This is a genomic window from Pelolinea submarina, from assembly GCF_003966975.1.
Taxonomy (GTDB): domain Bacteria; phylum Chloroflexota; class Anaerolineae; order Anaerolineales; family Anaerolineaceae; genus Pelolinea; species Pelolinea submarina.
Window position 1 is genome coordinate 947,921 of the sequence record NZ_AP018437.1, and the last position, 14,543, is coordinate 962,463.

General features: G+C 58.2%; 1 protein-coding gene (cut by both window edges). It reads left to right on the top strand.

All 14,543 nt of this window come from inside a single coding sequence — locus tag Pelsub_RS15635, M10 family metallopeptidase C-terminal domain-containing protein (protein WP_158674974.1), on the top strand. Of the gene's 45,990 coding nucleotides, 14,535 precede the window and 16,912 follow it; the stretch shown corresponds to coding positions 14,536-29,078, spanning codon 4,846 (complete) through codon 9,693 (partial); the first codon wholly inside the window starts at position 1. Both codon boundaries (start and stop) fall beyond the window edges.

A 14,543-nucleotide genomic window follows, 5' to 3' on the forward strand; every position in this document is an offset into this window, starting at 1 on the left:
GCTTACGCGAATGCTTTAGCGGTGGCCGGCGGCATTGTCACCGGCGCGGGCGCGGACGCGGATGCGACCGCTTCACCTACTCTGGAAGCATATATCAGCGACGGAACGGTAACCCTGAGCGGTGAATTACTGATTGAGGCTTTCTCGGATTGCACGGCTGAAGCGGAAGCCCTGGGCGTGGCCGGCGGCGGTGTGACCGTGGGTGTGTCCCTGGCGGACGCCACCGTCAGCCCGACGGTGAAAGCCACCATCAGCGGCACATCCAATATTACGGCCGACGGCGGCATCGCCATCAAGGCTCTGCACAACCGCAACGCGGACGGCAGCGAAATTTCCGGCAACCAGGCGACCACGCATGCTTCCGCTCCCGGCGGCGCTCTGATCGGCGGAAACGGCGCGGACGCCACTTCGGTGGCCAACGCCAGCGTGGAAGCAGGCGTAGACATCGGCTCAACTTTGGAAGCCATCGACGGGACCATCCAGATCCTGGCTTTGGCTTATAACGACGCTTACGCGGAGTCGGACGGTATTATCGGCGGCGGTATCGCCATTGGCGCCAGCCTGGCGGACGCGACCGCGAATGGCGCGACCAATCACAGCCTGAATTCCACCGAGGACAGCGACGATATCGACGATACCGACACCATCCGCGTAGAATTCGACCCGGTCGGCAATGTCAACAGCAGCACCGACACCCTGACCTTCAGTACCAACCACGGATTTTCCAATGGCCAGAAAATCGTCTATTACGGAGCGGGCGGCCAAAATGTGGGCGGGCTGGTGAATGGTTGGACATATTACGTGATCGTAACCGGCGCAAAGACCTTGAAATTGTCGACCACTTCAGGCGGATCGGCCATCGACCTGACCGCATTGGATGCGGAAGACGTCATCGGCGTTACGAAGGCGCACATGGACGGAAACATCACCAACGCCGATTACCTGTATGTGAACGCCGACGCCACCAGCTATGCCAAATCGGACGCCAACGCGGTAGCCGGCGGGATCCTGGCCGGCGCGGGCGCTTCAGCGTACGCGGAGAGTTCACCGACTGTTTCCACCTCCATTGGTAATTCAGCCACCGTTTATATTTCCAACGACATTGATATTTCCGCTACAGCGACCATCAATGCCGAAGCCTACGCCAACGGTGTTTCGGCCGGCGGTGTGGCGGTGGGTGTATCGGAAGCGGAAGTCTTGATCGAGCCCAGCATCACATCCTTCATCGGGACATCAGCCAGTATCACCGCCGGGCACGATATGAGCGGCAACCCCAACCTGACCTTTGACAACAACGAAAGCACCGGCGAGAACCGCATCATCCGCGATTCCGGCAGCTGGCTGGACGACAATTTTGCCATCGGCGATGTTATCCTGATGGAAGGCACCGGTACGAACGACGGCCGCTTCACCATTATCGACATCTCCGAGGACGGCAGGATCCTTTACGTTGATACGGATCACCCGTTCGACGATGAAACCGCGACAAATGTGGGTATCGTCGCGGAAGTTTCCTGCAGCCTGGACGGCAGCCCCAGCTTAACGCTGGAATATGACGATACCAATGAGCTGAACAAAATCACGCGTTCCAGCGGCTTGTGGGAGGACGACGGTTTTGCAGTGGGCGATGCCATTACCCTCTCCGGTTCAACCGCGGACAACAATGGCGATTTCTATATCCTGTCGATTTCGGATGATGTCATTTATCTGACCACGGATATCCAATTCACGGCTGAAACCAGCAGCGATCTGGTGATCACCACCGATTCGGTGCGCACCATTTCCAATGATCCGACCCTGACCTTTGGGTACAACGAAAGCAGCGACAAGAACACCATTGTGCGCGACAGCGGCAGTTGGATCGACGATGGTTTCTCGGCAGGTGAATGGATCACGATCTCAGGCACGGAAAACAACGACGGCGAATACCTGATCTCTTCAATTTCCACCAACGGCCTGACGCTTTATCTGAACCCGAACACACCCATGACCTACGCCAGCGGCCAACACGGCACGGTTATGGTAGAAACGGGCGACCTGACCGTGGGCGCTTCGCTCTCCTATCCGGAAGGCGACTGCACCGATGAGGACGGACGCTACTGCTCGGCTGTAGCGGATTCTTCCGCGGCCGGCGGTGCGTTGATCGGCGTCTATGCCACCACCAGCACCATCACCAACAACAGCACCGTGCAGAGCACGATCCTGGATAACAGTGTTTTCAACCTGATCGGTAATATGCTGGTAGCGGCCATCAATAACAGCCAGACATACGCATACTCCAGCGGTAAATGGGGCGGCATTATCGCGGCCGGCGGTAACGTGGCCAAAGTGACCTCCAACGCCACCACCAACGCAATCTTGGGCTCAGACGTCAGCGTAACAGCCGATGGCTTGTACATCTCGGCCTATGGCAGCGACGAAAACTACGCGGAATCCTTCTCCGGCAGCGGCGGTTTGATTTCCGGCGCGGCCGCCAAATCGACCACCGATAACAACAGCGTCACACGCGCCATCATCCAGAACAGCCCCGGCGATGCGGCCATCAACGTGGGTGATTTCTACATGACCGTCACCCATATCGCGGACTTCAACTCCAAAGCCGACACCACGCATGCTTCGGCGGTGGGTTTCAGCGGCGCGTGGGCGTACAACTACGTAGACGCTGTGGTCAGAGGCAATGTCGGCACGGGTGTGGATATCACAGCTGAAGACATCACCATTGACGTTTACAACTACATCTATAAGAACGAGATGCTGGATGACGACGACGAAACCATCTACAACATCAAAGCCGGCGCCGGCGGTGTGATCGAAGGCAACGCGGCGGAAAGCAAGACGTATGTTGATAATTCCACCCAGGTGAATATCGGCGACAATACCGCTTTCACCGTTCTGGAAGACGCATACGGCAACGCGGGCACCATCCTCCTGGCTACCACCAATTACCTTTGGCTGTATGACCGTGTCAAACTGGACACCGGCGGCGTGATCGTCGGCGCGGGCGTGACCTCTTACCTGATCAACGATACCAACGAATCCAAGGTGACCGTAGGCGACGTGGACTTCACCAGCGCGGGCGACATCACCCTGGCAACCGTTTCCTTTGCCTTCTTCGACGGCGAGGCATACGCGCGCACCTACGGTGTAGCCGGCGTGGCTATTGGCGACGCCATCGCACGCACGCACGCGGATGAACTGGTTACGGTGGGTTCGGGCGCGACCTTCTTCGCGGAAGGCGACATCAACCTGCTGGCAGGCCAGAACGCGGCCGGCGCTTATTACGACTTCCAGATCTCCACCAGCACCGACATCTGGAACGGCACGGCAGTGTGCGTGACCGACGCGGACGCCAAAGCGGAGATCTACATCTATAACACCATCACGGTGGAATCAGGCGTGTTGATGGAGAGCGTGCGCGATATCAACGTGATCGCCCAACGTTACGGTAAATCCCTTCCGTATGGTTTTGCCAGCGGAAAAGATTGGGTATCTGAGTTGGGTGATGCACTGGCTGACGGCATCGACAGTTTATTTGGCAGCGATGGCATTTCAGCCGACATGAAGAATCAGGATACCACCGTGGAAGTCTACGCCGGAGTGGAGATTAACGGCACGCTGCGCGTCAGCATCCGCAACAAACAATACGTGACCATCTATGCCGACGAGAACGGCGATGTGGACCACATCGTGGTTTCGGACGGCATTACCTATACACGCAAGATCGAATTCCTGCCGGACAGCCTGATCGCAGAACTGAACAACCTGAAGGAGCTGCTGGCGATCTACAGCGGTGATTCCACCGCCAAGGCAGCTTACGAAAATGAGATCACACGCATCCGCTCCATCCTGGCCTCACTGGGTTTGGAAGATTCCAACGGCGATTACATCGAGGAAGGTTCGGAGATCTGGATCATCGAACTGAACGACATCTGGGCGCAATCCGGCACCATCAACATCCGCGGCGATTATTTGATCGGTACGGGCAACCTGGAAGCGCCGGGCGACACGGAAGTGGTCATTGAGAACTACACTTCCAACTACCTGCGCATCAACGACATCACCATCCCGGCAGAAGAAGGCGCTCAGGTTTTGTTGAACGGCGTATCCGTTTCCACTAACGCGGATATCACCAGCCTGAACTTGACCGACAAGCTGCCCGATGGCGCGACAACGGTGGATTTCGATCTGATCACCGGCGATAACACCGCGCCGACCATTACCATCAACAGTCATTTCGACGCAGGTGACCCGCAATACGCGGACCTGAGCGTCCACCATTCACCGGACATCGAATTCTACGGCGATATTTCCAATGAAAGCGCCACAGGTGTGTTGAACGTGACCAGCGAAGCCGGAAACATCGTAGTCAAAGGCAACATTGAAGTAGGCGGTTCGGTCAACATCACCGCCAACGACGGTTCCTTCATGCAGTCCTACTCCGATTCCTGGTACAGTACCGGCACCACCCCCTCGGGCCAGTGGAACGCGGTTGCCAGAATCACTCAGGGCATTAAGATTGACTATCCGGATTCCCCCATTTGGAATTGGGAAATTGATGGTGTAAAAGTACTGCAATCGATTATCAACCAGATCAACGCTGCCATCGAGATTAGCCGCACCAGATCCACCGGACAAGGCATTATCGCTTCCGGCATGGTTTGCCTGAGTGCTAACATCCTCAATATCAACGGCGTCGTACAAAGCGGCATCGCGGAATACACCCTCAACATTCCGACCACCGTATCCACTGAAATTGCGGAGATCAAGGCTTCCCGCATTGCCCAGATGAGCAGGGGCAACGACCCGGACGCGTTGAACAACAACAGCTATTATTACGAACTGGAATCCGTTTCAGGCAATATCAAGACATTCTACAACGCGGAACTTGACCGCATTGAACTGGAAGATGTCGAGATCAATGGCGGTTACGTTTCCTTATATGGGCGCATCCTCAGCACGGGTTCCGGCAAGATTAATGTACTGGATAATTACGGCACCATCACCATCGTCAACCAGTCCAGCTTCACGCTGGTCACCAACGAATTGAATGCCGGCAATGGCGAACCCGGTACACTGGTGATCACCGATCTGTCCTTCACGGATGACGACGGCAACGCCATCACCACTACCATCCAGCGTATCGATGGCGCGATCAGCATCACCCAGATCCATGCCGGCGATACCACCCCGACTATCACAGTCAACTCAGGCCGCACGGCGACTTATACCCCCATGAACGGCTGGCGCTATAGCTGGATGACGGGCATGGATTACACTGTGATCGAGACCTACGTCTACAAGAAATCCTCCTGGTGCGGAATCGACGCTTTCGCGAAAGATCCCGGTGACGATTACACCAAAGACACCGAGGTCAAAGACGCGCTCGCCAAGCTGCCGGGTGACTTCTATTACATCGACACCGCCGAGACCGATACCTATACATACGACTACACACGCTATACCACGGAAGCACGCACGCTGATCCTGGAAGATTGGGACAAGAGCTGCAAATGGTACGGCACCTGCACCTACTACTACACCCAGGTTTGGACGACCGGTTACCAGGATATTCACCGCCACAGCATCGAAGCGGATTACCCCATCAGCATCGAATTTATCGGCCAGGACCAGGGCACGATCTCAGTTACATCTAATGGCGACGTGATCGTCAATGGTTCGATCGACAACACCTCCGGCACGGTTACCATCGATGTTTATAAGGAAAGCAATAATACCGGCGGTTCCATCGAAGTTTCATCTTCGGCGACCATTTTTGCTACCGATATCCTGCTGACAGCCTTTGACGGCATTGGCAGCCTCAGCCCGCTGCGCATCGACTTGACCGACAACGTGTCGGAAGTGCCCATCGGCGCCATTTCCGCTACAACCGTTTCCGGTAACATCAATTTACTGGATGATAGCGGATCGATCAAGTTGGGCACTATCAGTACCGGCAACGGGGACGTGACCATCCAGGCGCTGCACAACATTCTGATGAGCACGGCATCCGGTTCGATCGTGCGCGGCGGTTTGATCAACCTGACCTCGGATTATTCCTCCATCGGCAGCCTGGCGAACCCCATCCTGATCGATACCGGCGACGAAGAAGGCGACACTTTCTCGGCTTACGGCCCGGGAGGTGTTTACATCTCAGAAAGCGACGGCGACTTACGCCTGAACCAGATCGAGTCGGTTGGCAATGTCTACGTACGGGTGGTCAATGGCGATTTGCTGGATGGAAATACCGTTGAAACGGTTGACCCGCGCACTTACGCTGAATTGGTGGCTTTGTGGAATTCTCTGGGCCTGACGGATGCCGACGCGGCAGCCATCAGCATTCAGGAAACCACCGACGCCTACCTGCAGCAGTACGAAACCTATTGGAAGTACCGCAATTCACAGGCCGACCCCAGCAGCTTTGATGAAGAACAGCTGTTCCTGGGGGCGGATGAGGAAAATTATTACCGCGTAGTGTTGGGCTATGACGACGCAGCCATCGCCGCACTGTTGCAGAAACGCCGCGACGAATACAGCCAATTGCATGGCGAATTTGGTTCGTACGGCGATAGCTATGATGAGGACTTCACGGTCGCCGACCCGGCCGCCAAGTTCCCCGGCGCAGTCTGGACCGAAGACCAGCTGCTATACAGCGTGGCCAGCTCCCTGCTGCGGCGTACGACCGAAACCACACCGGTGGATGAGGAAGCCAACATCATCGGCGCGAACATCACACTGGTGGTGTCGGGCAGCATCGGCGTGGTGGAAGAAGCACTGTCAATCGACCTGCCGGTGGCGGATGGATTGACCAATGACCAAAAGGTGATCCTGGCCAGCGCGGAATCGCAGGACATCCAGTTCTACGACGCGGCCGGCGACCTGATCGTGGACATCACCGATACCTCCAAGACCGCTGTCAAGATGACGGTCGACCTGCGCGAGGACGTGGATATCGAAGCTACCGGCACCATCTCCATTCAGGCCGGCGTGAACGCATTCATCGGCTCGGATGACCACGACATCAAGCTCGATCAGGTGGTTGCAGGCGGCGAAGTTTCCATCAAGACCGACAAGGCCATCTACAATGCGGCTGGCGCGGGCGAGATCAACATCATCAGCGGCAACCTGGTGCTGGAAGCCTCCTCCGGTTCGATCGGCACCGGCGCGGTCAGCGTGACCGGCGCGGACGGCGGCCCCTGGACCATTACTTTCAACAACTACGGCGACTTCGAAACCTTCCAAAGCCTGTACGTAGATTCGCTGGTGGACAGCCTGCTGGTCAGCGTGGTCAACAACGGCACAGCCTCCAGCTACGAGGTACAGCTCATCAGCACCGACGGCTCCGGCTTGGGCTTCCGCCTGGAATACAACGGCGATTACAGCGAGCTCCTGCCGGCCGACGCCAGCGCGGAAGAAGTGGAAGAGGCGCTGAACGCGCTCTACACCATCGGATGCGGCACACCGCTACTGATCAACTTGTATGACGGCGCGACCCTGAAAGCCTCAGCCCGCGACGGCATTTACATTCACGAAACCAGCGGCGATATCAACGTACTGAATATCTATTCGGAAAGCCACCTGCACCTGGTGGCCGAGGACGGCTCCATCCTGGACGGCGTGGGCAGCGATTTCGCCAACATTGCCGCGTTGGGGATCAACCTGGAAGCCTCTGGCGATATCGGCAGTTTGGATAACTTCCTGGACCTCGACCTGACCGGCACCAGCGTCTTAAACGCGCTGGCGCAGGGCGATATCTTCCTGAGAGAGACGGCCGGTTCGCTGTACGTAAACAAGGTCGTCTCTGCCAACGGCGACGTGTACCTGAAGTCGGTCAACGCGATATATGATGGACAGTTCGACGGCTACGACCTGAGCAGCTTCCCGGCGGCGGATATTTTGGGCAACAGCATTTATCTGGAATCCCTGTACCTGTCCATCGGCGTTTCGGGCAACGATATTGATATCGATTCGGCCCGCGACCGCGATGCAGACCCCGGAGCTGCTTCCGACAGCGCCTTTACCTCCAGCTCGTACACCAACACGCATGTCATTGAGACGGTTGGGAACCTGTACCTATACACGGTCAGCACAGTGGACGGTATTGCCTACCTGATGAGCCCGGCCAGCATCCTGAACGCCAATCCGGACGGCGAGAACATCATCTCCGGCAAGACCCAGCTCTACGCGGGCGGCGGCATCGGCGAAGAAGACAACCCAATCATCTCGAACGTCGGTTACCTGGAAGGGTTCTCCGGCGGCGCGCAGGGCATCTACCTGGTGAACCACGGCAAGATGGAAACCGGCAGCGTCAGCGAGATGGACGGCGTTTCATCCAACGGGCCGATCTACATCACCACCACCAGCCCGCTGGTGATCAACGAAAGCATCACCTCGCCGCTGGAGATCGTACTGACCGCGGCCGATTCGGCCGATGATGTGCAGGCGCTGCTGAATAGCATCAATGCCATCGCGGCGCTGGGCGGCGTGACGGTCATGGGCCCGGACGGCGGCCCGTGGACGATCACCTTCAACAACGCCGGCGACGTGGACGAACTGATCAGCGCCATCGGCGCGGGCTTTGACGGCGAGATCATCATCAGCACTATCATCAACGGCGCCGAAGGCACGCAGGAAGTCCAGCAGGTCGCGCAGAGCGGTACAAGCGGCACGCTGCAGTTAGGCTACAGCGGCGAATACAGCGCGGACATCGCTTTTGATGCCTCCGCTTCCGATTACCTGCAGATCAATCCCGGCATCGTGGTGCATTCCGACACCAGCGTGACGCTGAGAGGCGGCGACGCGGTGCTGCTGCCGGAGGGCAGCGTGATCGAAGCCGGTCAGTACCTGATCATCATGGTCGACCAGGATGTGGATACTACTACCTTTACCACGCATACCATTTATGACCAGGTGGTTAATCAATACGACCAGGCCAGCGTGGATCCCGAAGGCGGGCGCATTGAATTCTTCGGCACCATCAACAGCGATGCGGCCCTGTACAGCGACCTGATGGACGGCATCATCATCCTGGGCGGCTACGACGCCGACAGCATCACCATCAGCCCCGAAGTCTCGCTGGTCAGGACGACTGTCCTTTCCGGTGAAGGCGAAGATATCATCAAATTGAGCGACATCCTGCCGATCAGCTCCAGCCACGATGACAGCACCGATACCATCGATCTGGACGGGCAGGGCGGCACGGACGGCTATATCGTCAACCTGAGCGGCACCAGCAACTACCGCATCAACGTGAGTGACAGCGGCGCGGCCAACGACGGCGTGGACTGGCTGGAGATCAACGGCACGGCCAACGACGACACCTTCCTGCTGCGCAAGAATTACGTGGTGCTGATCAATTACGGCGTGGATAACGACGGTGACGGCTACGACGACGTGGAACGCGTCAATTACGACGATTCCATCAACGGCCGCCTGCGCGTGAACGCTTTTGATGGAAACGACAGCTTTACGGTGGACGATAACTCCTCGATCACCACGCTGGACGGCGGGCAGGGCGATGACTTCTTCCAATTCGGACAGATCTTCGACTCCCCGCGCGACGACAGCGCCAATTTGGGAGTGGAAGACTGGTTCGAAACCGTCGAGACCACCCAGGGCTACCTGAGCAATGGCGTCAGCTTCGCGTTGACCGCTTACGGCGGCGACGGCAACGATATGTTCCAGGTCTATCACAACCTGGCGGTGCTGCGCTTGGAAGGCGGCGACCACGACGATACCTTCATCGTGCGCGCTTTCGTGATCCTCAACGAGCTTACCAAGCAGGCCATGACACAGATCAACTCCGGCTCCGGCAAGGACGTCATCCAATACACCATCAACGCCCCCGTCAGCATCGACGGCGGCGACGGCTTCGACACGGTGGTGATCATCGGCACCGAATTCCCGGACAGCTTCGTGATCGCCAGCGACGGCGTGTGGGGTGCGGGCTTGAGCGTCAGCTACGCCCACATCGAACGCCTGGAGATCGACGGCATGGAAGGCGACGACCACTTCTTCATCGTCAGTTCCAGCGACGAATACGTGACCGTCATTTCGGGCAACCTGGGCAGCGACACATTCGACCTGGCCGGGGACGTGACCGAGACCATCGTCTCGCTGGATCCTTCCGGCTTGAGCGGCACCATCCAGCACATAGTGACCTCGGATGACCCGAATTACGACGGCATCGCGGTACCGGACGTAGGCATCACCTCCGGCACATCGGACAGCACCTCGGTGGTATTGACGGAATCCAATTCCGTCAGCCTGGTGACTGAAGGCTGGGGCGATTACGACGTTTACACGCTGCGCCTGATCGCGGAACCTACCGCGGACGTATACCTGACCATCTCCGTACCGTTCGCCAGCACCGACGAAGACGGCATCGCCAACCTGCAAATCTCCACCGACGGCGGCACCACCTGGACCTGGGCGCAGGTGCTGACCTTTACCACCAGCAACTGGGACGTCGACCAGACTGTCCTGATCCGCTCGGTGGACGACAGCCTGGAAGAAGGCGAACGCAGCGTGGAGATCAGCCATTCGATCATCTCCGCGGACGAAAATTACAACCACGCGCTGATCCAAAACGTCAGCGTGGATATTCGCGACAACGACAATTACGATCTGTTGGTGGATGAATCCGACCTGTTCACCCGGGTGGTTGAGGGCGGCGACGGCGACAGCTACTACGTGCACCTGACGCGCGCGCCCACGGCCGACGTACTGGTGACCATCGCGTTGGACAGCGGCGATGAAGGCCAACTGGACATCGCGCCCATCACCCTGACCTTCACGGTCGATAACTGGAGCGTTGCCCAGGAAGTCAGCCTGAACGCTATTGCCGACAGCGTGGCGGAAGGCACCCACCAGGTGACCCTGCTGCAAAGCCTGTCCAGCACGGATGCCAATTTCGACGGCGTGGTGAACGAGCAGGATGTGGTCATCTACGAACAGGCCAGCGTCATCGTCACCGAAACCAACGGCTCAACCTACGTGGTGGCGGGCGGCGCCAACGGCACCAACACGGATACCTATTACATCCGTCTGGCCTCGCAGCCAATCGCGGACGTGACCATCACCATTATCACCGGTGAATTGACCACGGTGGAAAACGACACGTTCATCTTCACACCCGATAACTGGAACATCGACCAGGCTGTGGTGGTCATCGCGGTGGACGACCCGCAGGTGGACAACACCATTATGACCTTCACCAGCTCGTCACACCGCCTGAACCAGGACACCACCACCTGCGACGATCCTTCCGGTTACTGCAGCGGCATCGAAGGCCCGATCATCATCACCGGCTACTTACTGGATGAATCGGCGCGCGATATCGAACCGGCAGTGACTTTGCCGACCGAGACCAACGCTTTCATCCCGGACGGTGCGGTCGCTTCCACTTCAGGCAACACGCTGGTATTCACCAATCCGTCCATCGACATGGGACTGCTGGAAGACTTGAACACCGAAGAGTACCTGTCCTCCGGTATCCTGTTCGTCAGCATCCTGGATGAATTTGGCAGCGTCACCCAACTGCGGCGCATTTCCGCCTTTGAAGAAGGCGGCACGGCGGGCGAGTACATCCTGACGTTGGAAGACGGCGAATGGGAAGTCACACCTGAGAACGGCGAGCTGCTGACCATCTTCTTTGCCAGCCCGACCCTGTTCGAAAGCGAAGACGACCAGACCGACACCATCAACGTCTACAACGACAAGAGCCCCTCGGACGACAGCGGCACCTTGACCGACACCAGCCTGACCGGTTTGGGCATGGGCGGCGACGTGATCATCAACGGTTTCACGTATCAGGGCGGCATCACCTACAGCGACATCGAAGTGCTCAACATCTACCTGGGCACCGGCAGCGACACGCTGACCGTCGAAGACACCGCCGACGAGACTTATACCTTCATCAGCGGCAATGAAGGCAACGACATCTTCATCTTCGACACGCACAACCAGGCGCAGGTTGTGGTGCGCGCCGGTTTGGGCGATGACACCTTCCGCTTCACCGACGCTACGATCCTGGGCGACCAGGCCACCATCATCGATGGGCAGTGGGTTGACATCGCCACCTTGCTGGACGGCCAGGGCGGCAGTGACACTATTGATTTCGCGCTGTTCACGGTTGCCATCAGCGTCAACCTGGCGGACGGTTTCGCCAGCAACATCGCCGGCGGCTTGGATGATCACCTAATGAACATCGAGAACATCCTGGGCGGCGCGGGCAATGATGAACTGACAGGCGACAGCGCCGACAACATCATCGCGGGCAATGGCGGCGACGACACCCTGCACGGCGGCCTGGGCAAAGATACCTACGTTTATAACGATGGATGGGGCAGCGACCAGATCTTTGAAGACGACGATGCCGGTGAGGATACCATTACCTTCAACGGCAATGATATCGTTGCCATGGACGCGGTCCTGACAGCCATCCAATTCCACCTGTACGACGACGGGTTGTTTATCACCGATGGCGCCAACGAGATCACAACCGCGGGCACGGCCATCGAAAACCTGACCGGCGGCCTGGGCGACGACAGCTTCCTGTTCTACGGCAGCGGTGCGGTGGACGGTGTGGTAGACGGCGCCGCGGGAACGGATACGCTGGACTTCAGCGACCGCGCGACGATCGGCCACGTCTATCTGACCGCCTACGGCGATATCGACGGCTTCAACGGATACGAGTACCCGTACAACCAGGACTTCGCCAACATCAACCAGGCCATCGGCAGCGCGCTGGCGGGCGACGAGATCACCAGCATGGACGAGGCCAGTACCTTCGGCATCTACAGTGAGAGCGGCACCAGCCAGGTGACCACCGGCACGGTGACGTTGCTGTTCAACGGCTTTGAGTACGTCAGCGGCGGTGGAGCGGATGACCGCTTTGAGTTCGTGGAACAGAACGATGAAATCATCGAATATCGCGGCGGCGCTGGCGACGACATCTTCGTGATGAGCGGCGACGTGGTGGTGGGCGGCAAGATTAACGGCCAGGGCGGCAACGATACGCTGGATTACTCGGCCTATGGTTCCGCCGTGAGCGTCGACCTGGAAGCCGGCACGGCTACCAACATCCTGGGCAAGCTGGCCAGCATTGAAACCGTGCTGGGTTCGGCTTACGACGATATCCTGATCGGTGATAACTGGGACAACTATTTATACGGCAACGGCGGAGACGACCTGCTGATCGGCGGGGCGGGCGACGATTTGCTGGACGGCGGCGCTGGCAATGATATCTTCCGCTTCCTGGAAGATTGGGGCAACGATATCCTCAACGACCTATCCGGCCTGCTGGACGAAGTGGACTTCTCGCAGATCACCTTCTCGCTGACCTTCACATTGGCCTTCTCCGGCCTGGTGGTCAACGGCAACGGCAACCTGCTGACAACATTGGAAAACAATATCGAAGTGCTGAAAGGCGGCCTGGCTGACGACCGTTTCGTCTTCAGTGAAGACGGCGTAAACCTGGCAGGCGGAGACGGCACGATCGACGGAGGCGGTGGGACGAATACGCTGGATTACCAGATATTCAGCTCTGCCAACCCGGTGACGGTCAACCTGACCACAGGGGCAGCCACGGGTATATCCGGCGTTTCCAATATTCAAATCCTGTTGGGTGGCGCGGGCAACGACTCGCTGACCGGCGACGAGCATGCCAACACCCTGCGCGGCGGTTTGGGCGACGACCTGCTGGATGGGCGCGGCGGCGTTGACCTGCTGGATGAAAGCAATGCCAGCGTAGACTTGACCATCGACCTGAGCAACACGGGCGTCCAGGACACCGGTTTAGGCAGCGACCAGATCCTCAACATCGAGAACGTCAACACCGGCAGCGGCAACGACGACCTTACCGGAAATGGATCCGACAATGTTCTGTCCGGCGGCAGCGGCGCGGATACGTACCACTTCGCGGATAATTGGGGCGTCGACCAGATCATCGAAACCGAAGCGGACGCCAACCGCATCGATTTCAGCCTTGTGACAGCCGACCTGGAGATCAGCCTGGCTGATACGGGCAGCGTTGTCAGCGGACTGAACACGTTCAGCTTTACCACCAGCCTGTTCACGGAATTCACGGCCGGCAGCGGCGATGACAAATTCACGCTGGACGGCAGCCTCGCGATCGACCTGAACGGCGGCGCGGGCGCGGATGAGTTCAGCTTCAATGACGGCGCGACCCTGAGCGGCAGCATCGACGGCGGCGCGGGCAGCGACAGCCTGAACCTGAACGCATACAGTGATGGCCTGAGCTTCAGCCTGACGGATGCCGGCAGCATCGACGGCTACCAGGGCGACATCACCTCGGCACTGGCAACCATCCTGAGCGGCTTTGACAACATCGACGCATTGGTGGGCGGCGCTACGGCAGACGATGAACTGAACGGTCTGGACGCGGACGCGGACTGGATCCTGGGCGAAAGCGGTTACCAGTACCAGAGCACACATGGTACGGTTCTGCATGCTTTGGACTTCAGCGGCATTGAGCAGTTGAACGGCGGCAGCGGCGCGGATACCTTCTACTTCCAGGACAGCGC